This window comes from Haloferax sp. ATB1 (genome assembly GCF_000730175.1).
Window position 1 is genome coordinate 26351 of record NZ_JPES01000031.1, and the last position, 24273, is coordinate 50623.

The window sequence follows — 24273 nt, forward strand, 5'->3', positions numbered from 1 at the left end:
GAAAAGAGCTATTGGCGCAGTACTACAGTACGTACTCAAAGCTGATATTGTCAACTCCCCTCACTCCTCCCGCAACGCCGGAAGCCGAAGCACCACTTCGGTCCCGCCCTCCTCGCGGGGGTGGAAGGCGACGGTGCCGCCGAGTTGGTCGACGCCCCATTTCACCAGCCAGAGACCGAGGCCGCTGGCGTGTCTGAGTTGCGTCTCGCCGTGGGCGTCGATGGCGGCGAGTTCGCTCGCGTTGATGCCGGGGCCGTCGTCTTCGATGCGAATCACGAGTTCGCGTTCGTCTGCGGTCGCCGTCACCGAGACGACCGGCGTCGACGCCGGGTCGTGCTGGACTCCGTTCTCGACGAGTTCGCGAATGATGGGTTCGAGCGAGGGCGCACAGACGACTTCGGCGTCGGGAAGCGACGAGAGCCGGATGTTCGCACCGGGGGAGTCGGCTCGGACGGCGTCGGCGGCGGCCCGTATCTGAACGGCCGCGGGGAGCAGGCGGATGTCCCCGTTCCCGTCGTTATCGCGGGCCACGCCGAGTTTGCGCGCCTTCTGGCTGATGTTGACGAGCGTCGACGCGTGGTCGTGGAGGGTTTGGGCGTGGTCCCGCGCGTCGTCGAGTTCGCCGGCGTCGATGTCGTCCAAGACGAGGTTCGCGTAGCCTTCGAGGAGGTTCGCTTCGGTCCGGAGGTTGTGTCTGAGGACGCGGTTCATCACCTCGAGTTGCTGGAGGTTTAGCCGGCGGTCGGTCACGTCGCGGAAGACGAGCGCGTGGCCGATGTCGCGGCCGTGGTGGTCGGTAAAGGCGCTCGTCCGGAGTTCGAAGTAGCGCTGTCCCGATCCGAGTCTGACGGTGAGTTGGTCCGTGTTCCGCTGGTCGGCCGAGAACTCCTCGATGACGTCGCTGACGGGGTTGCCTTTGAGTTCGGCGGCGGTCTCGCCGAGAATCCGCGCGGCCGACTGGTTCACGTCGGTGACGCGCCACTTCGTGTCGGTGATGAGCACCGCGTCGGCCATCGTCTCGACCACGCGTTCGCGGGCGACCCACCGAGGGACCGGCCGGGCTTCGAGGAGTTCGTAGCGGCTGATGGCGACGGTACAGGCGAGTCCCGCGAACGCGAACGCCGCGGGCGTCATGTCGATGGCCGGGCCGTAGAGTTCGAGGAGCGTCGTGGCGGCGTTTCCGAGGACGGGCATCACCGACCCGACGATGAGAGTGGCGGCCTGCAGTCGGTAGATCGTCGGCATGTCGAGCGCCGTCCGCAAGATGGCGCCCGAGCCGGCGAGCCACAGCAGGTAGCTGTATCCCAACACGACCCAGTAGAGCGGACCCCACTCGGTCTGGAGGACGGTAATCGTCCGGCCGACGGCGGGAACGACGGTCACGCTGCCCCACATCAGGTGGTGCAGGGGGTTGGTCCACACGGCGACGAGGCTAGCTAGCGGGAGCACAGAGAGCGCGAGGAGCGACGCCGGTGCGGTGTAGCGGTCTCGACCGGCGTAGGAAAACGAAAAGAGAACCCACGCGAGCGGGGCTGCGAGGACGCCGATCCACTGGAGGTTCGCGAGCGCGAGCTTGAGCGTCAGGTCTTCGACGAGGAGTTCCAAGAGGTAGCCCGCCGACCACCACCCGCTGGCGAGGCCGAACGCGACCAGCCCGGTCGAACCGGGCGTCGGCCGTCGCCGCCACGCGAACAGGACGACGTAGCCACTTATCACTGCGGTGAGTATCATCAGCCCCACGATGACGACGACGAGCGGCACCGGTTGCGTGAGGAAATGCGCACCGGCGGTTCCCCCGAACACCAACTGTTCGAACGGGGGCCACTCGATGTTCGGAATCACTATCCCGGTAGTTATTCATCGAGTGACAAAAGGGTATTCGAGAATTCGGGGTGACCGCCTCGGGTCGACAGCGACGCCGGCATCACTCCGAACGGGCGTTCGGTCCGGTGTGCGTCAGAAGAACGCGCCGGCGGGACCGGCAACCGAAGCGACGACCGCGACGCCGACGGCCATCAGCACGCCCTCGCCGTCGCGGAGCGTACAGAGTCGTTCGACCGACCGGGACGACCCGGTGAGCGCGTGGGTAATCCACGTCGAATAGGCGACCGAAGGAAGGAGCGCGACCGGAGCCCACGCGGGGACGACGCCGACCCACGACGCCGCCCAGACGAGTCCGAGCGAGACGAGTTCTAACCCGTAGAGGCTCAGTTGCGTGCGGCGGACGCCGACGACCGTCGGCAGGGTCTCGACGCCGTTCCGGGCGTCGCCCGTCACGTCGCGGACGTTGTGGACTTCGACCGAGATGGCCGAGCGGAAGAAGAACCACAGCGCCGCGACGGCCGCGCCGGCGGCGTACTCGGGTGCGGTCGCGGCGACCGCGAGCGGGATGAACGCCACGGGCACCGCCCACGCGAGCGACACCGTCGCGGTGTTGACGAGAAAGACGTCCTTGAGGCGGTCGACAGAGGTGAGGGGAACGAGCGGGACGCTGTAGAACGCGGCGACGACGCCCGGAAACAGCGTCAGCCCGAAGGCGTAGACGCCGCCGTGCCGGACGGCGAGCCAGATCGCGACGGCGACGGCGACCACCGAGCAGGCGGCGTACAGTCGCGGGTGGGACGCCACGAAGGCGGTCCGTTCCGCGTAGTTCTCGGCGTCGGCGTCGAGGTCCGCGAGTTTGTCGAAGTTGTACACGCCGACGGTGACGAGAAAGCCGACGGCGAGGGCGGCGTTCGGCGCGATGCCGGCGAGCGCGGACGCGACGAACACCTCGGCGATGGTCGACGCGCCGAGAAACACCGAACTGTGGACGACCGCACCGTACAGGCGGGGTGGAAGAATTCGCATTGCGCCTTCGTGTCGTGGCGCGAGTGGATTAGTTGTGCGCCAGACAACAGTTTGTTCCGGTTATCTGGTTTTCGCTCGCGGTCGAACGTGTTCGGGACCCCGCTCATTCGGCTTCGGCGCGTAGCGGGACCTATGGAGACAGGGATAGCCGAACAGGCAGAGCGGAGAGAGACGGGAGCGGCGGGAGCGGCAGAGGAAGCGACAGACGCGGCGTCGGAGACGGCGGAGACAACGGACTCCACAGAGACGACACAAACGACGGTCGAGGTCAAACTGACCGGCCACGTCAGGTCGGCCGTAGGCACTCATCGCGTGGAGTTCACCTTCGCGGGCGAGACGCTCCGGGCGTTCCTCGACGCGTTCTTCGCGGCGTACGACGTGCGCGACCTCGTCATCGCAGAGCGCGAGGCGGACGCGACGACGCGCGGGTGGGCACGAGTGGAACAACCCCCGGGCACGTGGCGAAAGAACCCCGAAGGGGAGCAGACGCGCCCCTACGCTCGCGTCCTCGTCAACGGCGTGTTCAACGAGAACCTCGACGGCTTCGATACGCGACTCGAAGACGGCGACCGCGTCGCGCTCATGAAGCCGTTTCTGTACTGTGTGTGAGCGGGAGTTGCCGAAATGCAGGCGCGGCAGCCGCCCTCACGGTGCAACGCAGGCCGATGCCCGAGTAGCGTTACCGAGAGCGTTGCCCTCGTTCGCACAGCAGCGTCAATCAGCTCGGAGCGTGACGGATTTCGCTTCGTAGTCTTCGAGAATCGCGTTCTGTCCGCCGACGCTCACCTCGCCCTCGTCGGTCTCGAGGGTCAGACTCGTCTGCAACGTGTATTCGTTCGTCGGTGGGTTGACGAGCGCTTGGCTAATGTTGCTGACCCGTCCGGAGACCGTCTCTCCGTCCTCTGTCTCGATGTCTGCCCAGATAGCTGTCCCAGCCTTCTCGTGGAGCATCGCGTGGAAGACTGCTTGTCGGAACCAGTCGTACGTCTTCGGGAGTGGGTCCGGGTCGGTGATGAACACCTCCGTTCCGGCCGGCCAGTAGGCACTGAAGAACATGCCATGAATCGAACCTGCAAGGTGTTTCTCAGAGACCGCCACACCGTCTCCAACGTCGTGTGTGCCGGACAGCAAGAGCGCGTCGCCAACTAAGGCCGACTGGTGGACCGACGGATTCGTCGACTGCGTATCCGTCGCGAACATGAACAAGATGTTCTCGCTCCAACAGCGAACGATATCCGCGGCACCGCTGAAACGGTCTCCTGCTTTCGTGAGGTCGTCAACACCTTGCACTAACAGGAATATGAGCACGCCCCGCTCTCTGGCAGCCTGTAGCTCGTGTTCGATATCTGGATAGACGCGCTCCGGAATCGCAACGATGACCTCGCGTTGAGCTTGTGCGATCGCCTCCTGAAGCCGTTTGAGAGCCGTCTCGTGGGATTTCACCATCTTGAGCTCAGGCGTCTGTGGCTTCGTGTCGTTGAACCGGGTATTCAGAACCGGCGTAATCGAGTCAATTCGACTCGATAACGCGGCCATCGACTCTTTCGGGGGAACTGCGCGAATCGTCTTCGGTGAGGCGTGGTCGTTGACACGGACTAGGCCTCGGTCTTCGAGTCGGTCAGTAATGGTGTAGACCGCCTGTTGAGAGACATCCGCCGCTTCCGAAATCGCACTTGTCGTCGCTTCGCCTAAGGACAACAACGCGAGGTAGACATCGACCTCTTTGTCCGAGAATCCGAAGTCACCCAGTTCCTCTCTGAGCATCGCGTCGCTTTCCTCACCGCGCTGAGACATGATAGTGGTAGGTTGGGGGCATCGATTTATTTGGTTGTTCATCTGTCAAGGTTCGGAGAGGCTGTCTGTGGATGTCCGTTTCGCCGGTTTAGAGGAGCTGTTTCTCGCGTTCGTCGAGTTCCTGTTCGTCAGCTTCGGTCCGTATCGAACGCCATCCGCGAAGGATCTGGCGACTCTTCGGAACGTACGTCCGTCGACAGTCGCGGAAGAACGCGTAGATGCCGTAGACCCAGAAGAAAAACAGCACCGTAACCGCGCTGACGTACACGATAGTGAGTGTCTCGAGCATCGTCAGTCCTCGACGGTGGTGCGCTGTTCGTCCGTCGCTATACTGCGGGAACTCACGAGGCCGTGACAGCGCGCGTCGCCCGACTGCCGGTCGAACAGATGGAGATTCGCACGGTCGAAGCGAACCGTGACTGGTTCTTCCTCCGAGAGTTCGACGTCGGGGTCGACGCTCATCAGCAACTGGTCTCCCTTCCGTTGCCCCTCGTCCATGGTCGTGCGCTCACGGGAGCCGTGCGTCAAGGTAGACGAAGATTTCGTTCCCCATCGGCTCGATGACGTCAGTAACCGTGTCGACTGATTTCGTCGGGTGAGCGATGCTACCGGCTTCGCCGGTGAGATGGACATCTTCTGGTCGAACCCCGAGCGTTACCGCGTCACCGACGGAGACGTCAAACTCGGTCGGGTCGAACTCGACGGAAATGAACGCCGACTCGAAGCCGTCGCGGCTGACTTCACCCTCGATGAAATTCATCGATGGCGACCCGATGAACCCGGCGACAAAGCGGTTCGCTGGTTCGTTGTAACAGGTTAGCGGTGGTGCGATTTGCTGGAGTTGACCGTTGTTGAGGACCGCGATGCGGTCGGACATCGTCATCGCCTCCGCCTGGTCGTGGGTGACGTAGATGATGGTCGTGTCCAGTTCCTTGTGCAGGCGCTGGAGTTCGGTTCGCATGTGGACGCGGAGCTTCGCGTCGAGGTTCGCGAGCGGCTCGTCCATGAGGAACGCCTCTGGCTCTCGGACGATCGCGCGTCCGATGGCGACGCGTTGGCGCTGCCCACCGGACAGTTCTGCGGGTTGCCGGTCCAACAGCTCACCGATCTGGAGGATGTCCGCCGCTCGTTCGACTCGACGGTCGATCTCCTCTGTCTCGAAGTCACGGAGTCGCAACCCGAAGCTCACGTTGTCGTAGACGTCCATGTGCGGGAACAGCGCGATGTTCTGGAAGACCATCGCGATGCCCCGGTCTTTCGGTGGGAGCTTCGTGACGTCCTTTCCAGCGATCGTAATCTCGCCCTCCGTCGGGAGCGTGAGACCAGCAATCGTCTCCATCGTCGTCGACTTCCCACAGCCCGATGGCCCGACGAGACAGACGAACTCGCCGTCTTGGATGTCCAAATTCATGTCGTTGACTGCCGTTACGTCGTCGTACTGCTTCGTCACGTGTTCAAGTGTAACATTTCCCATAGTGGATCACTCCTTGACTGCGCCGGCGGTGAGACCGCTGACAATTTTCTCTTGTGCGACGACCACGATGAGCGCGACCGGGAGAATCCCGATGAGGCTCGCGGCCGCCATGTAGTTGTACAGACTGGTGTACTGGCTCTGGAAGGCCAGAATGCCCCACACGAGTGGGGCTCCGTTCTCGGGCTGTCCCGTCGTCATCAGGAACGAGAAGAAGAACTCGTTGTAGACGGCGATGAACGTCAGAATCCCGGCGGTCGACAACCCGGGTGCCGAGAGCGGCATGATGACGCGAAACAGAGCGCCGATACGCGTCGTCCCTTCCACGCGCGCTGCGTCCTCGAGTCCGTCCGGAATCTGGCTGTAGAACGTCGTCAGGATGAAGACTGACAACGGCAGGAAGAGCCCGCTGAACGGAACGATGATCGCGCCGACCGTGTTGAACAGGTCCGGACTGTGAAGCCCGAAGAGCACCACGTTCCCGGTGAAGAGCTTGAACAACGGGAGGATGAACGCCGCTGGTGGGAAAAACGAGATTATCAACAGCAACAGCAGGAGCCCACCCTTCCCGCGGAATTCGAGCCGTCCGAACGCCGTATCCCGCCAGACTCGAGACGAGCAGGACGTAGGCCGTCGTCGTGATGGCAATCACGAAGCTATTGAACATGTACTGATGGAGGGGTACCGTCTCCCACATCTCGACGAAGACGGAGAAGTTGAACCCGCGTGGAATCGGACCCATGTTCACGATGAGGTCATTCGGCGTGAGTGACAACACCACGAGCCAGTAAATCGGGAAGAGCGTCGTGAACATGAAGAAGATGAGCGCGACGTAGAACATCGCTCTGTGTACCTTCCCGGGGTTCTCGATCGCGCTTTTGACCCAGTTGGTGAAGGGCCCCCCACCGTCTTCGGCGTCGGTGTTCTGTGCGGTCGTCATCTATGCGCTCCCTCCGATTCCCCTGAGACTGTCCACGAACTTTATCAGGTACACGAGAATGAACGCGCTGATTATCAGTGCAGTAAGGAAGGCGAGCGTTGCTGACGTCCCGTAGCGGTTCGACCGGAACGCCGAGATGACGAGACAGGTCATCGACGGAACTGTGCGACACCCCGACAGCACCTCGATGACGCCGTACACTTTCAGCGCACCCAGCGTGCGGAAGAGCATCCCGACCAGCACGGCCGGGAGCACCAACGGGAACGTGATCAGCTTGAATCGTTGCCAGGCGGTTGCCCCGGCGACTTTGCTGACGTCGTAGAGACTCCGGTCGATGCTCTGCATCCCGGCGAGGATGATGAGCGCCATGAACGCGGAGGTCTTCCACGCGTCCGTGAGCGTGATTAAGATGAGCGAATCTTGCGTGTTCGACAGCGGTGTCGACGAGAAGAGGCCAAGCTCCTGCAACGGAGCGACCAGAAACCCGATGCTCGGTTCGAACAGGAGGTAGAACATCATCCCCTGAACGACGACGGGGACGGCCCACGGAAGGATGATCGCCATCCGGACCCACGCACGGCCACGAAACTCTTGGTCGAGGACTAACGCTTGTGCGAGTCCAACGACTGTCTCGAGCGTGACGCTCCCGACTGTGAAGGCGACCGTGAGGCCCACGGCGTACCAGAAGGACCCCGGTAGCACCGCGTTGCGTTGGCCGGTCAGCACGTCCACGTAGTTCTGTATGCCGATGAAATCACCGACGGAAACGCCGGTGAGGGCGTCTGCGTGAAGTGACATGGTGAACGTGTCTACCAGCGGCCAGAGTGCAACCGCGCCCACCATGAAGAACGCCGGCACCAGCAGGAGGTACGCGTACAGCTCTTCGGGGAGGCCCTCGAGTTTGTTGGCGATGACGTAATCCGGGCGTGGAAAGCCGCTCGATTGCTTGTTTTCAGTTGCCATAGGCGATCAGACCGACTGCTCCTCGATTTCTGTCAGCTTGCCCGCGAGCTTGTCCATCGCTTGTTGTGGTGACTCGCCGCTGCCCTTCTGTAGGGCCTTGTTGACGGCGCTGGCAATCGCACCAGACTGGTCTGGCCAGGCGGTGGTCACCGGCCGTGGGACCGCATTGCTGCCCGCAGTTTGCAAGGCGTCCATGTAGCGTCCCATGACGTCGACGTTCCGTGCTTCGTCGGAGTTGAACACCTCCGGATTCGGCGGTAAGAGTCCGAGCGTCTCGAACTGCCACAGCGTGAACTCTTTGGACATCTTCGCTTTCAGCACTTCCACCACCGCGTCTTTCTTCTGTGAGTTCGGGTTCACGACGGAGTTCCACCCGCCGAGCGCGGATGCGGTTCCGCCAGTCCCGTTGTACTCGGCCTCGCTCTCTTTGACACCGTACGGCAGCGGCATCACGCCCAGTTTGTCACCGAGCGCATCTTCTGCCCCGCTTATCGCAATCGCGTATGGCCAGTTGCGGTGCATGACCGCGTTGCCGTTGGTGAACGGTTTCCGGGACGTTTCCTCGGTCCAGCCGAGTGTCGCGGCTGGAGCGATGTTTCCGGGAATGTCCATCCCGTGTTTGTCGTCTTCGCCGTGGATGAACGACCGAACCATCTTGATCGCGTCCACGGCTCCCTTTTTGTTGACCGTGACCGGGCGTTCGTTTACCGGTCCGAATAGATTCTCGGACCCACCGAAGTAGGCCCCACCCCACGTCGTCATCCATTCGTTGAAGTCACAACAGGCCAGTCCCCCGTAGCTGTCCGCTTGGAACGTGTAGCCGTACTTGATGTCGTTCTGCGCTTTGACGTCAGCAGTAATCTCGGCAAACCGCTGCCAGCTCATCGGTTCGGTTTGCCAGCCGTCGGTGTCGTACCCAGCGTCCTCGACGAGGTCCTTCCGGTACTGTATCGTCGGGAAATCCGGGAACTCCGGCACCCCGTACAGGGTCCCGTCAGGAGCACTTGCGGACGCGACGCTCGCCTCGAAAAAGTCGTTCTTGACGGTACTGACCGTACTGCTGTCCAACAGTTCTTCCAGACTCTGTACTTGCCCCCGCTGTATGAACGGAATCGTCCATCCGGAGTCCATCGTGAAGATGTCCGGTTCTTCTCGGCCTGCGGAGAGCCACGTGCGGTACTGACTGAGCAACTGGTCTGTTGTCGACGGACCGTCCACGATTTCAACGTAGATATCTTCCGAGAGCCCCGCGTTCCACAGCGCCTCGCGAAGTTGGTCCTTGACCGCTGGCGATTCGTTGGACCCCACGCCAGCGTACTGGCGAACGACTGTCTGGTCCGAACTCGCCTTCTCAGGCTTGTCTCCACTTCCGCCGCCGAGACATCCCGCGAGCCCCGTCACGCCGCTCGCCGCGCCGACCGCTTTGACGAATCGGCGGCGCGTAACCGGTGACTGCGCTGTGTTCTCGTTGCTATTGGTTCCCATGGTGCATCTACGATTGTGATAGATGGCACAATAAAGATTCTGAATCAAGCAGTTGATTAAGATTCTAGCTAGAATTAAGTGGTCGCCTCTCTTCGGCTTTGACGAACAAGAGCAACACTCGCTCCAGACCGATCTCCCGATCATGAGACGACACTCCCGACGCCGACAGCCGCAGACAGCATCGCCGACGAAGTCCACATGGAACTCGCCGCGAACAGACCAGCCCGACGGCGCTGCAGCCGAGCTGTCGTTTGATGCCGGTGAGGGACAATGAACGGGGCCGCAGTCGTCGAAAACAGCACGCAATCGTGGTGGAAAGAAGCGGTCGTCTATCAGATATACCCGCGCAGTTTCAACGACTCAAACGGCGATGGAATCGGCGATATCCCCGGCATCACAGAGAAGGTCGAGTACCTCGACGACCTCGGTGTGGACGTCGTCTGGCTCTGTCCGGTGTACGACTCGCCGAACCACGACAACGGGTACGACATCCGCGACTACCGCGCCATCATGGACGAGTTCGGGACGATGGCCGACTGGGAGGAACTGCTGGACGAACTCCACGCACGAGACATGCGACTCATCATGGACCTCGTGGTCAACCACACCTCCAGCGAACACGAGTGGTTCCAGCGCTCCCGACGGCGCGAGGGGAAGTACGAGGAGTACTACTACTGGCGCGACGGCTCACCGAACGAACCACCGAACAACTGGGAGTCAATCTTCGGCGGGCCAGCATGGTCCTACGACGACGAGCGCGAGCAGTGGTATCTCCACCTGTTCGACGAGAATCAACCCGACCTGAACTGGCGCAACCCCGATGTCCGCGAAGACGTCAAAGAGATGATCACGTGGTGGCTGGAGAAGGGAATCGACGGCTTCCGCATGGACGCGATCAACTTCATCTCGAAACCTGAGGGTCTCCCGGACGGCGATCCTGACGCGCGACTCGTCGGTCACGAACACTACGCTCACGGCCCACACATCCACGAATACCTTCAAGCGGTGTACGACGATACCCTCGCGAACTACGACACCATGACCGTCGGCGAGATGGGCGGGACGAGTATCGACAAAATCGCCGAGTACCTCGGTGAGGGAAACAGTGGGTTGGACATGATGTTCCAGTTCAACCACCTAGCCGTCGACGATGGACCGAACGGACCATGGAGTCTCGATGGGTGGGGAGAGTGGGAACTCACGGATTTCAAAGAAATCGTCACCCGCGCACAAGACGAACTCGCCGCAGAATTCTGGGAGGCACTGTTCCTTGGGAACCACGATGTTCCCCGAATCGTCTCTCGCTTTGGCGATGACGAAGAGTATCACGAGGAGAGCGCAGCACTCATCGCTACCTTCCTGCTGACGCTGCGTGGAACGCCATACATCTACCAAGGCGAGGAGATCGGGATGACGAACGCCGAATTCGACACGCTCGACGAACTCGACGACGTGATGACTATCGGGAAGGTCGAAGAACTCATCGACGCGGGTGCTATCGACTCGTTCGAGGAGGTACGTGGCCTGGTCAACTACCTGAGCCGCGACCACGCACGGACACCGATGCAGTGGTCCGACGACCCTCACGCAGGGTTCACCGACGGTGAGCCGTGGTTTGGCGTCAACGACAACTACCGCGACATCAACGTCGATGCGGCACTCGCTGATGAGAACTCCATCTGGCGCCACTATCAGTCGCTCATTTCACTCAGACACGAGCTGGACACGCTCGTTTATGGTGAGTACGAACTCTTACTGCCCGACCACGAGCAACTCTTCGCCTACACGCGAACGCTCGGTGACGAGGAAGTACTGGTCGTTCTCAACTGGTCGGACGAACCGGCGACGTTCGACGCTGCGGACATCGACCCCAGTCGTGCTGAGATACTGCGTTCTAACTACGAACAATCACCGGAGAACCCACGCGAACGGGAGTTCCGGCCGTACGAAGCAGTTCTCTATCGGCTGTAACGGAGTCACTCGACAGGTCGGCGTCCCAGTCTGGCGGGTGATGCGGCGCCGGGTCCTCGGTGTTCGACCGTGTCGTCCCACCCCGCTGTCCGACCGCCGCAGGACTAACGTCCTCGGCCGACAGAAGACAGGTATGTCATCGCCCTCTACGGACGACTCGACTCGTGAGCGCGGCCCGGACGAGGCGTTCTGCCGCGACTGCGGCGCGGTCATCGACGCGCGCGCAGAAATCTGCCCCGAATGCGGGGTCCGCCAGCGCGACCCGCCGAAGTCGTCGGTCGACTCCGCGCTCGACGACCTGCTCGAAGGCGGTAACCCCTTCGTCGCGGCGGTGCTGTCGGCGATTTTCCCCGGTCTCGGACAGCTGTACAACCGCGAACTCGAACGCGGCCTCGTCTTCGCGGTCGGCTTCATCGTCGCCTCGGTCTCGGTGATGGTCATCATCGGCTTCCTCCTCGCGCCCGCGGTGTGGCTCTACGCGGTGTACGACGCCTACACCCGCGCCGAACTCCGGGCCGAGGAGTTACAGCGCGAGGCCGACCGAGAGCACGAGACGGAGATTTCGGTCAGCGAGGAGCAGGACGACGAGCACGAGGAACACGAGGGATAGACGCGAAGAGTCGAGTGTCCGTTGGGAAGGTTTTGTTCTGGGCGTCGTGCGGCGTCGAGAGTGTGGGAGTAACTGATGTGGTCCTCCCTGAAATTGACGGACTCAGCAGCCTTGAACTCGGATTTCGTGGTCCATCGAGACCAAGGTCCTCAAACTACTTCCGATTGCATACGCAATGTATGCGCATGAGCACGTCAATTCGCGTCTCTGACGAGACAAAAGAGAACTGGCGAGGCTGAAGCGTGAAGATGAGAGTTGGGATGAGTTTCTCGACCGATTGGCGAACGAAGGGTCAGGGATGAAGGCTGGCGCGTGGAAGGGAACTGACAAAGCCGAACAGGCGCGCGAGGCGATCAAGCGTTCTCGAGAGAGCTACGAGAAGTGACCTTTCTCGATTCATCAGATTTCAAGGCGGATACCCCGAGGCTTGACCTCGGGGAGGAAGCCGACACTACCCCTCACAAACCACGCTCGATAGCAGGCCCGACTCCCCACTCAATTATGTAGTTTTAAGTATCTCTCACCATACTAATGAAGTATGGAGGTTGTTCGGAACATCCAAGTCAAACTCGACGTTTCCAAAGAGGACGCCGAAGTCCTCGATGAGACGTTCGAGCAGTTCCGACACGCGGCCCAACACGTCGCAGACCACGGATGGGACGACAACCCCTACAACATCACGGACACCAAGAACACACTCCACAAAGAGACGTATTCTGATGTTCGTGATGAACTCTCCCTGCAATCCAGTCTCGTCCAATCCGCCCGAAACCTCGCGGCCACCGCACTCGGCAACTGCAAAGACAGAATCTTTGACGGCGAACGAGCAAGCAAGCCGGAGTTCCGAGGAAGCGTCGTTGTGTACAATGGTCGAACCATCACGTACAACGACGACCACGTATCTCTCGCCACCGTAGGCGACCGCGTGACCGCTGAATACGTCACGCCCGTCAACGAGGAAGGAACGCCGTTCGAGGACTACTGGACGGATGAATGGGAGAAAGCCGAAGCAACGCTCCACAAACGCGATGGCACGTACTACCTCCACGTCGCCGTGAAGAAAGACGTTGACACCTCTTGCGACGAAGAATCCGAGAACGGAGTGGTTCTCGGTGTTGACTTGAACGTGGACGGGTACGTCGCCGTCACCAGTACAGGAGCGTTCCTCGGTAACGCAGACTACCTCAACCACCGACGCGATGAGTACGAACGTCGGCGTGGAAACCTGCAACAAACAGGCACTCGGTCGGCCCACCTCACGATGCAGTCGATTGGCGACCGATTCGCTCGGTGGAGTGCCGATTACCTTCACTGCATCTCCAAAGAAATCGTGCAGGACGCCGTGGAGAACGATTGTACGGCAATCGCGTTCGAGAACCTGAAACACATCAGGAATCGTATCTCGAACGCTTCAAAGTTTCAGCAGTGGGCGTTCAAGGAACTCCAACGGCACGTCGAATACAAAGCCGAAGAATACGGTATCGACGTGGACGACGTGAACCCTGCGTACACTTCTCAGCGATGCAGTCATGGTGAATGTGGATTCACCCACGAAGATAATCGAGATGGTGACGAGTTCGAGTGTCTGAAGTGCGGGAAACGGTTGCACAGCGATTATAACGCCGCTCGGAATATCGGGTGGCGTCTTGTTCAGCACTGGCTCAAGTCTGGTGCTGGACGAGCCACGAGTCAACTGGCTCTGAAGTCAGGGACGTTGAACGCGAATGGTCGATTCCGACCTACTGCCCTTCGCAGTTAGAGCGGGAGTCCACTGACAAGCCTCGGGGCTTGACCCCGAGGCAGTTGACCGGTTATCATCGATTACCTCGATGGTATCGAGGAAGTCGTTGAGTTCGTCGATGAACAACCGGTCATAGTCACCTCCAGTATTTGCGTCTACGAAGTGCTCGCTGGAGAGGCGTTTACCGCAGGTGGGACAGATCTCGTCGGAGCGCGTGAGAACTTCGGACGAGTCACCGCGCTCGACTTCACCGAAGAGGCCGCATTTGAAGCGGCCCGGATGCAGAACCGCCTTCTCGAATCAGGCGACCCGATGTCACCACGTGACCTCATGATTGCGGCGACAGCTAGATCGGAAGGCAAAGAGCTGGTCGTCTCGGACGCTGACTTCGATACAGAAGGACTTCGTGAACTACTCTCTGTCCGGAAACTCGGACCGTATTGAGTTTGGTGTTTGATTCGGACGGCTTCGACGCGACAACGCGCACCGAGAATCCGATTCGCGAGTACACGAGATCCCTTGGAACCGACGGCGGCCACGGTGGATTCGAGTTCGGCGGGCGGGGTGGACTCGCAACGCCACGTTCTGTGTTGAGTCGCCTCTCGTAGTCGAGTCACGCGGGGTCTGGCAGTCCGTCGGCCTCGCGGAGTGGGAACAGGAGGTGAGCTTTCGTGACCGCTGGCTCGCCCGTCACCGCGTAGGCCGCTCCGACGCCGGCGCTGAGGTCCGATTCAAAGTACGCGTCACGGGACTGCGCCGAATCGAAGATGAAACACGCGCCGTACCGGTCGTTCTCTCGGTCGTGCACGAAGTACTTCTGTACGAGCCCGGGCACCTCCCGGAACTTTTGTGCCCGCTGGCGCATGGTCTCCTCGATTGCGTCGTGGTTGAGTTCGGATTCGAACGTGGCGAAGACGATTTCCATGGTGCTTCGACCGGTCTATTCGGTGCGAACAGTTGTCATGATTCCTGCTGAGCGGTGCTCACTAGGTGAAATCCTCGACTGCGACTCGCGTTTCGCTGCGGGACAGTCGAGACCGCTGGTCGCGAGCGGTCGGTGCGCTCAGCCGCAGACCTGGGCGAGCACGTCTTCTAGCGGTGCCGTCGCGGCTTCAGCATTTTCGAGGTGGAGCCTCCGGCCTCAAGGAGCGAACGGAGTGAGTGAGTAGGCCGGAGAGGAAACCGACATAGTACGACACAACCGACATACTCCGACTACCTGACTCCCAAGAGTTTAAGAAGCGTTAGAACTACATCTGAAATATGGAGGTCCGACGTACTGCACCGGTCAAACTTGTCGTTCCCGACGAGCGCCGCGACGACCTCCACGAATCCGCCCGGCAGTTCCTTCACTGCGCCAACCGTGCTGCCGAGTTCTGTTGGTCCGACGACTCCTACACTGATTGTGTCACGGCCAACACGACCGCACGAGACGCGCTCTACGATGAACTCCGTGAGGAAACCGATCTCACCGCGAACCTTGTCCAAGAGGCCATCCGACGCGCCGTGCAAGCGACGAAAGGATGCGCCGAACGGTGGGAACAAGGGAAGCGAGTGAGCCAACCGGAGTTTACCTCGTGGAGTATGCTCTACGACAAGCGCAGCGCCACATTCTATCGGAACAAAGTCTCTCTCTCAACCATCAACGGACGTGTAGAGTGCGATTTTGAACTCCCCTCGGATAGCCCGACGCCCTACGAACAGTACGTGCTGTCCGATGAGTTTGAGTACCGGGCGAGTACGCTTCAATATGATAAGGCGACCGACGAGTTCTACTTCCACATCACCACGCGGAAGGACGACTCCGAAGAAGACAGTGCTTCGTCCGAGGTTTCGGAAGATACCGGGCACCAAACAGTTCTCGGTATCGACCTCGGCGTTAACAGCCTCGCCGTTTCCTCAACGGGGCGCTTCTGGCAGGGAGACGATTACGACCATTGGTGTCGTGAGTTCGAGAAGCGGCGTGGTGAGATGCAACAGCGCGGGACACAAGCCGCACACAAGGCCCTTCTTCGCCTCGGGAAGCGCGAAGAAGCGTGGCGCAAACAGTACATCCACACGATCGCCAATGAGATCGTTTCGGAAGCTGTCGAACACGACTGCGACGTAATTGTGTTTGAGGACTTGAGCGACATTCGAGAGGGGCTTCCGCAAGCTAAATGGCACCACGTCTGGGCGTTCCGACGCCTGTTTGAGTATGTCTCGTACAAAGCCCCTGAACAGGGTGTCTCCGTGGAACAGGTCGAGCCGAACCACACGTCCCAACGTTGTTCTCGGACAGACTGTGGGTTTACGCACCCGAACAACCGCCAGGGAGAACACTTTGAGTGCCAGAAGTGCGGGTACGAAGTGAACGCGGATTACAACGCGGCGAAGAACATCGGGCTCCGGTACGCTCGAAAGCGGACACACAGACTCCGTTCATCGCCCAAGTCGGAGAACGGAGACGCACAAGTAGACGTGCGTATAAATGGTGGAACGTTGAACGGCAGGAGTCACCAGCCTATTGCTGGCGACTGATTGCCGGGAGTCCACATCAAAGCCCTACCCTCAACGAGCGAACCCCGTATGGGGTGAGCGAAGTAGGGTAGGGTAGTTTACGGACTCTTCGACGACGTGTACCCGCCGGGCTACCGGAACTACTGGAAATCACAGTTCGTCGGCGAGGCCGGGCTCTCCGACGAGGCCATCGAGACGCTCGTCGAGTACGCGAACGCGGTGACGTCGCCGTACACGTCCATCGTCATCGAGCATCTGGGAGGCGCGATTTCGCGCCCCGACTCGGACGCGTCCGCGTACCCCCACCGCGACGCGGGCTACTCGTTCAACATCTTCACGCGGTGGGCGGACGCCGACGAGGACGACGAACACATCGCGTGGACGCGGGCGTTCTTCGCGGCGATCGCGCCCCACCTCTCCGACGGCGTCTACGTGAACTTCCTCAGTCGCGAGGGGAACGAGCGCGTTCGCGCCGCCTTCGGAGACAACTACGACCGGCTGGTCGAACTGAAACGCCGGTACGACCCGGAGAACCTGTTCCGGGTGAATCAGAATATCGAGCCACAGGCCTGACAGCGCCGAATTCCAGTGCGCCAAAAAGCGTCTTCGACCGTCGGCGACGCGACGACTACGCGAACTCGTCGGAGAGGTCGGCGTCCCAGTCCGGCGGGAGCAGCGGGTCGGGGTCTTCGTGGACGAACTCGACGCCCTTGTCGGGGTCGAGCGGGTGGACCTTCGTGCGCATCGTCTCGCCAGCGTCGAGCAGCGAGAACATGCGTTCGGACTCCGCGAGGCGGTAGTACAGCGGGAGGCAGACGGCGACTTTGTCGTCGGTGGCGCGGACGACGAGCGCGAGGTAGACGAGGCCGCCGGTGACCGCGCGGAACGCCTCGTACTCGTCGAACGTCGCGCCCTCGACGGCGGCTTCGAGGTCGGGGTACACGTCGTCGCCGACGACCACGTCGAGGCCGACGTGCTCGACCACTTCATCGCCCGTCCCGGGGACCGGGACCACGTCACCCGGCAGGGCGACGACGACGGTCCAGTCTCGCTCCCGATAGTCGTCGGCGAGCGCCTCGCACTCTTCGACCACGGTCTCCCACGTGCCCGACTCGTCCGAGAGCGGATGTTCTTCCATGCGGCATGGTGTCGGAGTCCGCTACCTAAACTTTGGCTTCTCCCGCCGCCGTCGCCCGCTTTCGCGCGTCACGCGGGCGACCGCAGGCCAATGACCATTATGACCGCTATCTATCAATTGGCAAAAATTGAAAAGGTATTTCACTCCATGCAGGTCATTCCCATTCAATGAGGAATCTACTCTCTCTTTCGGACCTCCGCACCCAGTTCTCGACCGGCCGGGGTCAGGTCAAGGCCGTCGACGGCCTCGACCTCACGGTTGGCGAGGGCGAGACGGTCGGACTGGTCGGTGAGTCCGGGTCCGGAAAGAGTGTGACGGCGTTGTCGGCGATGGGACTCGTCGACGACCCCGGCGAAATCGTCTCCGGGTCGGTCGAACTCGAAAGCGCCCGGCTCGCCGAGGAGTTCCGCGAGGAGTACAACAACCCCGCCTTCGTCGACGGCGACGTGGTCAACCTCGTCGACGCCCCCGAGGAGGCGCTGCGGGCCGTCCGCGGGCGCGAACTCGGGATGATCTTCCAGGACCCGATGACCTCGCTGAACCCCTCGCTGACGGTCGGCGAGCAGGTCGCAGAGAGCCTGCGACTCCACCAGTACGGCGGCCGCCGCAAGGACTCGTGGTTCAACGCGGTCCGCGAACTGCTCCCCCGCATCAGCCGCGACATCGACGACGAAATCGTCGAGCGGACCATCGAGGTGCTCGAATCGGTCGGCATCCCCGAACCCGGCGCGCGGGTCGACGAGTACCCCCACGAGTTCTCCGGCGGGATGCGCCAGCGCGTTCTCATCGCCATCGCGCTCGCCTGCCAGCCGCGCGTGCTCGTCGCCGACGAGCCGACCACCGCGCTCGACGTGACCATTCAGGCGCAGATTCTCGACCTCATCGACGACCTGCAGGAGGACCTCGGCATGTCGGTGCTCATGATCACCCACGACCTCGGCGTCGTCGCCGAGACGTGCGACCGGGTCGCGGTCATGTACGCCGGCGAAATCGTCGAGGAGGGGCCGGTCGAGGAAATCTTCCACAACCCCTCGCACCCCTACACGTACACGCTCCTCGAATCGCTCCCGAGCGAGGAAAAAGAGCGCCTGACGCCCATCGAGGGCAACGTGCCGGACCTCATCGACATGCCCGCGGGGTGCCACTTCGCGCCTCGGTGTCCGTGGGCTCAGCCGGAGTGTACCTCGGGCGAGATACCGTACAAGCAACACGGCGACGACGCCGTGGACCACCGCTCGAAGTGCGTCCTCGACGACTTCGACACCGACGAGTACGGCGGCGACGCCATCGAGTCCTCGACGGGCACCGAGCCCTCCGACACGCCGCTGCTGGAAGTCGACGGCATGCAGAAATACTACGAACAGGCCGACGGTATCCTCGACCGGTTCCTCGGGGCGGACGACCGGAGCGTGAAGGCGGTCGACGGCATCGACTTCACGGTCTACGAGGGCGAGACGCTCGGCTTGGTCGGCGAGTCGGGCTGTGGGAAGTCCACCGCCGGGCGGAGCCTCCTGCATCTGACGCCGCCGACCGGCGGGCGCGTCGTCTTCTCGGGGACGGACCTCTCGGGGCTCGACAGCGACGAACTCCGCGCGATGCGCCGCGACATGCAGATGATTTTCCAGGACCCGCTGTCGTCGCTCGACCCGCGGATGACCGTCGGCCAGACCATCCGCGAGCCGCTCGACGTCCACGACCTCCCCGAGTCAGACCCTGACGTGCGCGGCGAGACCGACGTCACCGTGACCGGCATCGACGCCGGGCGCGTTTCGGTCACCGCGAGCGACGAAATCGACGCCATCGTCGGCTCCTCGAACGGCGTCGCCACCGCCACCGTGACTGTCACGGTCGCCGACGGCGAGGTCGACGTGGCCGTCGAAGAGCGCCTCCGCGCCGAGGTCGAAGTCGAGCGCGAGGGCGATGTCGTCTCGGGCGTCACCGTCCGCGTCACGCCGGGCGACTCCACCAGCGAGCGCCGGCGTCGCCGGGTCCACCAACTGCTCGACGCGGTCGGCCTCGAAGTCGGCCAGTACGACCGCTACCCGCACGAACTCTCGGGCGGCCAGCGCCAGCGCGTCGGCATCGCTCGGGCGCTCGCGGTCGATCCCGACTTCATCGTCGCCGACGAACCCGTTTCGGCGCTCGACGTGTCCGTGCAAGCGCAGATTCTCAACCTGCTCGAAGACCTCCAGGAGCGCTTCGGGCTGACGTACCTGTTTATCGCCCACGACCTTTCGGTGGTTCGCCACATCTCCGACCGCGTGGCCGTGATGTACCTCGGCGAAATCGTCGAGGTCGCGGCGACCGACGAACTGTTCGACGACCCGCGACACCCCTACACGCAGGCGTTGCTGTCGGCGATTCCGGAGCCGGACCCGGCCGCCGAGACCGACGACCGCATCATCCTCGAAGGCGACGTGCCGAGCCCCATCAACCCGCCGTCGGGCTGTCACTTCCGGACGCGGTGCCCGCAAGTCATCCCCCCGGACGACCTCGACATCGAGCAGGCGGCCTACCGCGAGGTGATGGACCTCCGCCAGCGCGTCGAGCGTGAGTCGCTGGACGTCGAGACCGCCCGCGACGCGGCGCTCGATTCGAGCGACCCGAGCGCCGAAGCGACGGTGAGCGCCGACGGCGGCACCGCCGACGCGAACGCCGTCGTGGACGAACTCCGCGAATCCCACCTGTCGCACACGCTGTCGCCCGAACTCCGGGGCGTCGTCGACCGCGCGCTCGAACGCGTCGTCGCCGACGACTGGGACGAAGCGAGCGAGATACTCCGCGAGCGATTCGAGAGCGTCTGCGAGCGCGACGCCCCCAAACTGGGCGAGCAGACGCACCCCGCGGCGTGTCACCTCGTAGACGAATAGACGGCGCGTCGGGGGCTATACGGCCTCTCGTCACCGATCCGACGTTTTTTGATTGTCTCGTATTTTTACCGGAACAGGTCGGCGGTGTCTCTCGTTCCTGCTTTCAGCGCTTCGTTATTTTTATAGGGGGCCATTGATAGGTACACGTATGTCACAAGATGGCAATGGACTTTCGCGTCGTCGGTTCCTGACGGCTGCAGGGACCGCTGCGGCGACGGCCGGACTCGCAGGTTGTTCCGGCGGCGGTGGCGAAGACACCACGACCGACGTCCGGCGAGACGACCGGCGACGGCGAGACTGACCAGACCCAGACGGAGACCGAAGACGACGGTTCGACGTCGACCCTCCGCTACGGTCGCGGCAGTCACTCGCCGACGCTCGACTTCCAGAACAGCACGAGCGGCGAGGTCGCGAAGGTGACCGAACAGATCTACGACACGCTCATCAACTTCGAGCCGGGCCAGTCCACGCTGACGCAGGGACTCGCCACCGAGTACTCCCTTGAGGGCCAGTCGGCCTCCATCACGCTCCGCGAGGGCGTGATGTTCCACAACGGCGAGGAGTTCACGGCGGAGGACTTCGTGGCGACGTATCGCCGCTTCGTCGACAGCGACTACGAGTACTACGCCGGCGACGACTACGTCTCGGCGTACGGGCCGTTCACCCTCGGCTCGTGGATCGACGAGATTCAGGTCGACGGCGACTACTCGATGACGATTCAGCTGACCCAGTCGTACGCGCCGTTCCTGCGTAACCTGGCGATGTTCGCGGCGTCGGTGCACTCCCTCGCCGCCATCGAAGAGTACGGCACGGAACTCAGTTCGAACCCCGTCGGTACGGGCCCGTTCCAACTGAGCAACCTCGACGACGCGAACGAGCTCATCCGCCTCGAAGCCAACTCCGAGTACTGGGGCGAGGGGCCGAACGTGGACGAGGTCGTCTTCGTCACTATCGGACAGAACTCGACGCGCGCCCAGTCGCTCGCGTCGGGCGAACTCGACATCATCGACGGACTCGGCGCGCAGTCGTCCGTCCAGGTCGAAAACGCCAGCAACGCGAACCTCGTCCGCACCGAGGGTATCAACATCGGCTACATGGCGTTCAACATGGCGAGCCGCGAGGAGTTCCGCGACCGCCGCGTCCGGCAGGCCGTCAGCCACGCCATCAACACCGAAGCCATCGTCAACGAGATTTACTCGGGCTTCGCGACGCAGGCGAGCCAGCCGCTTCCGCCGAACGTCCTCGGTCACAACGACGACATCGACCCGTACCCGTACGACCCCGAGGAGGCCCAGCGCCTCCTCGAAGAGGCCGGCTACGGTGACGGCTTCTCGTTCGAACTGGCGACGTTCCAGAACCCCCGCGGCTACAACCCGTCGCCGATTCAGACCGCCGAGACCGTCGCGTCCAACCTCGGCGACGTCGGCATCGAAGTCGACATCAACCAGCAGTCGTTCGGGCCGTTCCTCGAATACACCGCCCAGGGCCGCCACGACGCGTGTTTCCTCGGCTGGTACACCGACAACGCCGACCCGGACAACTTCATGTACGTCCTCCTGCACCCGCAGGTAGAGGAAGGCGAACTCACGGAGGGACAGGACTGGGTCAGCTTCGACGCCGAAGGCTACAACACCAGTAACCGCTCGGCGTGGGCGAACCGCGACTACATGGACCTCGTCGAACAGGGCCAGAGCACCTACGACGAGGCCGAACGCGAGTCGCTGTACAACGAGGCGAACCAGATTGCACACGACGAGGCCCCGTGGGTCTACCTCGACTACGCGGACGAGCTTCGCGGCGTCTCCAACCGCGTCAGCGGGTTCCAGATCGCCGCCATCAGCGGTCCGTACCTCAACCTGGTCAGCCTGAACTGAGGCACTGACCGCGTCTTCGACTTTCATGATTTCCACACGATTCGTACTCAAGCGGCTGCTGTTGCTCGTCCCCGTGTTGGTGGGAGTGGCGTCGCTCGTCTTCTCCATCCTGCACCTCTCGCCGGGCGACCCGGCGCTCACCATCGCGGGCGAGCGCGCCAGCGAGGAGTTCGTCCGACAGGTCGAAGAGAGCCTCGGCCTGAACGACCCCATCTGGGTGCAGTACGGGCGGTTCCTCCTCGACGCCGCGCAGTTCCAGTTCGGCGAGTCCTTCATCATCCAGCGGAACACCGCGGTCCGCGAGGTGCTCGCCAACAAGCTGCCGGTCACGCTCGAACTCGCCATCTACGGCCAGCTCATCGGCATCTCGCTGGGCATCCCGCTCGGCATCCTGAGCGCCGTCAAGCAGGACAGTATCACGGACCACCTGACCCGCATCGGCGCGCTCGCCGGCATCAGCGTGCCCATCTTCTGGAGCGGCCCGCTTCTCATCTTGCTGTTCGCGCAGGTGCTCGGCTGGCTCCCGACGAGCGGCCGCATCTCGGTGCTGTACAACGTCGAGGCCATCCGGGTGACGGGGCTCGTCACGGTCGACACCCTCATCGCGGGCAACTGGGAGATGTTCGTCTCCGCGGTCCGCCACATGATTCTCCCGGCGTCGGTCATCGGCGTCTACTCGATGGCGCTCATCTCCCGGATGATGCGCTCGTCGATGCTGGAGGTCATCCGGCAGGACTACATGCGCACCGCCCGCGCGAAGGGCCAAGGCGCGAAGATAACGGTCCTGAAACACGGCTTCCGCAACGCGATGATTCCCGTCATCACGGTCATCGGCATCCAGTTCGGTGGCCTGCTCGGCGGCGCAGTGCTGACGGAGACGGTGTTCGCTATCGGCGGCATCGGGACGCTTCTGGTCGAGGCCATCAAGGTCGGCGACTACCCCATCGTACAGGGGACGGTCCTGACGTTCGCGTTCCTGTTCACGCTGGTCAACCTCGGTGTCGACATCACCTACTCCATCCTTGACCCGAGGATCGAACAATGAGCACGGAAACCACGACCACGAACGAGACGGCGGCGGACGTCGACCAGCGCGGGCTCATCGACCGCCTCACGGCGTCGCCGTTCGTCTCCCGCCTGCTGTCGAACCGCCTCGCGCTCGCCGGTATCGCCATCATCGTCGCGATGGTGGTCATCGCGCTGTACGCGCGGCTGTTCTTGGACCTCGATGTCATCACGCAGTCGCAACTCGGGACGAACCCGAACCGCGCCGCGCCGAGTCTCGACTTCCCGTTCGGCACCGACGGACAGGCCCGGAGTCTCCTGCCGCGGGTGGCGTACGGCGCGTGGTACGCGATGCTGTTCGGCACCGTCACGGTCGCCGCCTCGACCGTCCTCGGCGTCGGCCTCGGCATCGTCGCGGCCTACTACGGCGACGTGACCGACAACGTCATCATGCGGACGATGGACGTGCTGCTCGCGTTCCCGTCGCTCCTGTTGGCGCTGGCGCTCGTCGCCATCTTCCCCGACGACCTCGGGCTGTGGCGGGCGGTCGCCGCGCTGACGCTCGTCTACACGCCGCGGTTCGCCCGCGTCGTCCGCGGGGCCGCGCTGACCGTGCTCGAAAACGAGTACATCGACGCGACGGTCGCGCTCGGCGCGGCCGACCCGCGGGTGCTGGTTCGGCACGTCCTGCCGAACTGCCTCGCGCCCATCACGGTCCAGAGCACGCTCAACTTCGGGCTTGCCATCATCGACCTCGCGGCGCTGTCGTTCCTCGGCTTCGGTGCCGAGGCCGGCACGCCCTCGTGGGGGCTCATGCTCTCGAACGGCGTGAGTCAGGGCCTGCTCACGGGCGTCTGGTGGTGGTCGTTCTTCCCCGGGTTCTTCCTCGCGCTCACCGTGCTGGGGTTCAACCTCCTCGGCGACGGCATGCGCGACGCGCTCGACCCGCGGATGCGCGAAGCGGTCGATTAATCGACCGTGGCAGCGCCACCGGAGCCGAGAGACGCAGACGCGGACGCGGACGCGCCCCCCATACGCGAACGGGCGGCGATTCGCGTTCGC

18 protein-coding genes and 4 pseudogenes are annotated in these 24273 nt (G+C 62.6%); 12 read left to right on the forward strand and 10 right to left on the reverse strand.

The annotated features are described in order from the left end of the window. Nucleotides 1–60: 60 nt before the first annotated feature. Entirely contained in the window at nt 61–1842 is a 1782-nt protein-coding gene (locus tag ATB1_RS04920; RefSeq protein ID WP_042662517.1) for a histidine kinase N-terminal 7TM domain-containing protein, read from the reverse strand. Nucleotides 1843–1956: 114 nt separating this feature from the next. Continuing rightward, nucleotides 1957–2850, reverse strand: a complete 894-nt coding sequence (locus ATB1_RS04925) for a UbiA family prenyltransferase (RefSeq protein ID WP_052367737.1) — start codon at nt 2848–2850, stop codon at nt 1957–1959. Nucleotides 2851–2982: 132 nt separating this feature from the next. Between ATB1_RS04925 and ATB1_RS04930 the strand changes: the two genes are divergently transcribed. After that, nucleotides 2983–3459, forward strand: a complete 477-nt coding sequence (locus ATB1_RS04930; protein ID WP_241768066.1) for a pterin cluster protein — start codon at nt 2983–2985, stop codon at nt 3457–3459. Between the two features lie 105 nt (nt 3460–3564). On the opposite strand, the gene ATB1_RS04935 is transcribed toward ATB1_RS04930, so the two are convergent. The 6 genes and pseudogenes from ATB1_RS04935 to ATB1_RS04960 all read right to left on the reverse strand — a co-directional run bounded on the left by ATB1_RS04935 (nt 3565) and on the right by ATB1_RS04960 (nt 9503). Further along, nucleotides 3565–4644: a TrmB family transcriptional regulator gene (locus ATB1_RS04935; RefSeq protein ID WP_082256277.1), complete on the reverse strand. Its 1080-nt coding sequence runs from the start codon at nt 4642–4644 to the stop codon at nt 3565–3567. Between the two features lie 88 nt (nt 4645–4732). Next, nucleotides 4733–4933, reverse strand: a complete 201-nt coding sequence (locus ATB1_RS04940; RefSeq protein ID WP_042662518.1) for a hypothetical protein — start codon at nt 4931–4933, stop codon at nt 4733–4735. A 2-nt stretch (nt 4934–4935) separates the two neighbouring features. Further along, a pseudogene (locus ATB1_RS04945) lies at nt 4936–6118 on the reverse strand (ABC transporter ATP-binding protein). A 6-nt stretch (nt 6119–6124) separates the two neighbouring features. Next, nucleotides 6125–7055: pseudogene (locus ATB1_RS04950) on the reverse strand (carbohydrate ABC transporter permease). Beyond that, the gene (locus tag ATB1_RS04955) at nt 7056–8018 is read right to left on the reverse strand and encodes a carbohydrate ABC transporter permease (protein ID WP_042662519.1); all 963 of its coding nucleotides are present in this window, start codon (nt 8016–8018) and stop codon (nt 7056–7058) included. Nucleotides 8019–8024: 6 nt separating this feature from the next. Continuing rightward, the gene (locus ATB1_RS04960; RefSeq protein WP_042662520.1) at nt 8025–9503 is read right to left on the reverse strand and encodes an extracellular solute-binding protein; all 1479 of its coding nucleotides are present in this window, start codon (nt 9501–9503) and stop codon (nt 8025–8027) included. Between the two features lie 270 nt (nt 9504–9773). On the opposite strand from ATB1_RS04960, the gene ATB1_RS04965 reads away from it, so the two are divergent. The 5 genes and pseudogenes from ATB1_RS04965 to ATB1_RS04985 all read left to right on the forward strand — a co-directional run bounded on the left by ATB1_RS04965 (nt 9774) and on the right by ATB1_RS04985 (nt 14269). Then, on the forward strand, nt 9774–11474 hold the full coding sequence (locus ATB1_RS04965) for an alpha-glucosidase (RefSeq protein WP_042662521.1): 1701 nt from the start codon (nt 9774–9776) through the stop codon (nt 11472–11474). A gap of 133 nt (nt 11475–11607) precedes the next feature. Continuing rightward, nucleotides 11608–12084, forward strand: a complete 477-nt coding sequence (locus tag ATB1_RS04970; RefSeq protein WP_042662522.1) for a maltose:maltodextrin transporter permease — start codon at nt 11608–11610, stop codon at nt 12082–12084. A 185-nt stretch (nt 12085–12269) separates the two neighbouring features. Next, a pseudogene (locus ATB1_RS24295) lies at nt 12270–12469 on the forward strand (antitoxin VapB family protein). Between the two features lie 153 nt (nt 12470–12622). Further along, entirely contained in the window at nt 12623–13843 is a 1221-nt protein-coding gene (locus ATB1_RS04980; protein ID WP_042662523.1) for an RNA-guided endonuclease TnpB family protein, read from the forward strand. A 54-nt stretch (nt 13844–13897) separates the two neighbouring features. Then, nucleotides 13898–14269, forward strand: coding sequence for a type II toxin-antitoxin system VapC family toxin (locus ATB1_RS04985; RefSeq protein ID WP_042662524.1), 372 nt, complete (start codon nt 13898–13900; stop codon nt 14267–14269). Between the two features lie 169 nt (nt 14270–14438). Here ATB1_RS04985 and ATB1_RS04990 read toward each other — a convergent pair whose 3' ends face one another. Next, nucleotides 14439–14750 carry a YdhR family protein gene (locus tag ATB1_RS04990; protein ID WP_042662525.1) on the reverse strand — a complete coding sequence of 104 codons (312 nt, stop codon included), beginning with the start codon at nt 14748–14750 and terminating at the stop codon, nt 14439–14441. A gap of 338 nt (nt 14751–15088) precedes the next feature. Between ATB1_RS04990 and ATB1_RS04995 the strand changes: the two genes are divergently transcribed. Beyond that, nucleotides 15089–16345, forward strand: coding sequence for an RNA-guided endonuclease TnpB family protein (locus ATB1_RS04995; protein WP_042662526.1), 1257 nt, complete (start codon nt 15089–15091; stop codon nt 16343–16345). 96 nt (nt 16346–16441) lie between these two features. After that, the gene (locus ATB1_RS05000; protein WP_052367739.1) at nt 16442–16897 is read left to right on the forward strand and encodes a BBE domain-containing protein; all 456 of its coding nucleotides are present in this window, start codon (nt 16442–16444) and stop codon (nt 16895–16897) included. A 55-nt stretch (nt 16898–16952) separates the two neighbouring features. Here the strand turns inward: ATB1_RS05000 and ATB1_RS05005 are convergent, their stop codons facing one another. Beyond that, nucleotides 16953–17462, reverse strand: a complete 510-nt coding sequence (locus tag ATB1_RS05005; protein ID WP_042662527.1) for a hypothetical protein — start codon at nt 17460–17462, stop codon at nt 16953–16955. A gap of 167 nt (nt 17463–17629) precedes the next feature. Between ATB1_RS05005 and ATB1_RS05010 the strand changes: the two genes are divergently transcribed. The 4 genes and pseudogenes from ATB1_RS05010 to ATB1_RS05025 all read left to right on the forward strand — a co-directional run bounded on the left by ATB1_RS05010 (nt 17630) and on the right by ATB1_RS05025 (nt 24183). Beyond that, a complete protein-coding gene (locus tag ATB1_RS05010) occupies nt 17630–20332 on the forward strand; it encodes an ABC transporter ATP-binding protein (RefSeq protein ID WP_042662528.1) in 2703 nt (900 codons plus the stop codon). Nucleotides 20333–20480: 148 nt separating this feature from the next. Further along, a pseudogene (locus ATB1_RS05015) lies at nt 20481–22206 on the forward strand (ABC transporter substrate-binding protein). Between the two features lie 25 nt (nt 22207–22231). Further along, nucleotides 22232–23251, forward strand: coding sequence for an ABC transporter permease (locus ATB1_RS05020; protein ID WP_042662529.1), 1020 nt, complete (start codon nt 22232–22234; stop codon nt 23249–23251). Further along, nucleotides 23248–24183 carry an ABC transporter permease gene (locus ATB1_RS05025; protein ID WP_042662530.1) on the forward strand — a complete coding sequence of 312 codons (936 nt, stop codon included), beginning with the start codon at nt 23248–23250 and terminating at the stop codon, nt 24181–24183. The genes ATB1_RS05020 and ATB1_RS05025 overlap by 4 nt, the downstream gene beginning before the upstream one ends. Nucleotides 24184–24273 lie beyond the last annotated feature (90 nt).

Bases quoted from the DNA above. Each gene is read 5' to 3' on its own strand.
- ATB1_RS04925 (WP_052367737.1), bottom strand. From the start codon at position 2,850: ATGCGAATTCTTCCACCCCGCCTGTACGGTGCGGTCGTCCACAGTTCG.
- ATB1_RS04930 (WP_241768066.1), top strand. From the start codon at position 2,983: ATGGAGACAGGGATAGCCGAACAGGCAGAGCGGAGAGAGACGGGAGCG.
- ATB1_RS04935 (WP_082256277.1), bottom strand. From the start codon at position 4,644: ATGTCTCAGCGCGGTGAGGAAAGCGACGCGATGCTCAGAGAGGAACTG.
- ATB1_RS04940 (WP_042662518.1), bottom strand. From the start codon at position 4,933: ATGCTCGAGACACTCACTATCGTGTACGTCAGCGCGGTTACGGTGCTG.
- ATB1_RS04955 (WP_042662519.1), bottom strand. From the start codon at position 8,018: ATGGCAACTGAAAACAAGCAATCGAGCGGCTTTCCACGCCCGGATTAC.
- ATB1_RS04960 (WP_042662520.1), bottom strand. From the start codon at position 9,503: ATGGGAACCAATAGCAACGAGAACACAGCGCAGTCACCGGTTACGCGC.
- ATB1_RS04965 (WP_042662521.1), top strand. From the start codon at position 9,774: ATGAACGGGGCCGCAGTCGTCGAAAACAGCACGCAATCGTGGTGGAAA.
- ATB1_RS04970 (WP_042662522.1), top strand. From the start codon at position 11,608: ATGTCATCGCCCTCTACGGACGACTCGACTCGTGAGCGCGGCCCGGAC.
- ATB1_RS04980 (WP_042662523.1), top strand. From the start codon at position 12,623: ATGGAGGTTGTTCGGAACATCCAAGTCAAACTCGACGTTTCCAAAGAG.
- ATB1_RS04990 (WP_042662525.1), bottom strand. From the start codon at position 14,750: ATGGAAATCGTCTTCGCCACGTTCGAATCCGAACTCAACCACGACGCA.
- ATB1_RS04995 (WP_042662526.1), top strand. From the start codon at position 15,089: ATGGAGGTCCGACGTACTGCACCGGTCAAACTTGTCGTTCCCGACGAG.
- ATB1_RS05005 (WP_042662527.1), bottom strand. From the start codon at position 17,462: ATGGAAGAACATCCGCTCTCGGACGAGTCGGGCACGTGGGAGACCGTG.
- ATB1_RS05010 (WP_042662528.1), top strand. From the start codon at position 17,630: ATGAGGAATCTACTCTCTCTTTCGGACCTCCGCACCCAGTTCTCGACC.
- ATB1_RS05020 (WP_042662529.1), top strand. From the start codon at position 22,232: ATGATTTCCACACGATTCGTACTCAAGCGGCTGCTGTTGCTCGTCCCC.
- ATB1_RS05025 (WP_042662530.1), top strand. From the start codon at position 23,248: ATGAGCACGGAAACCACGACCACGAACGAGACGGCGGCGGACGTCGAC.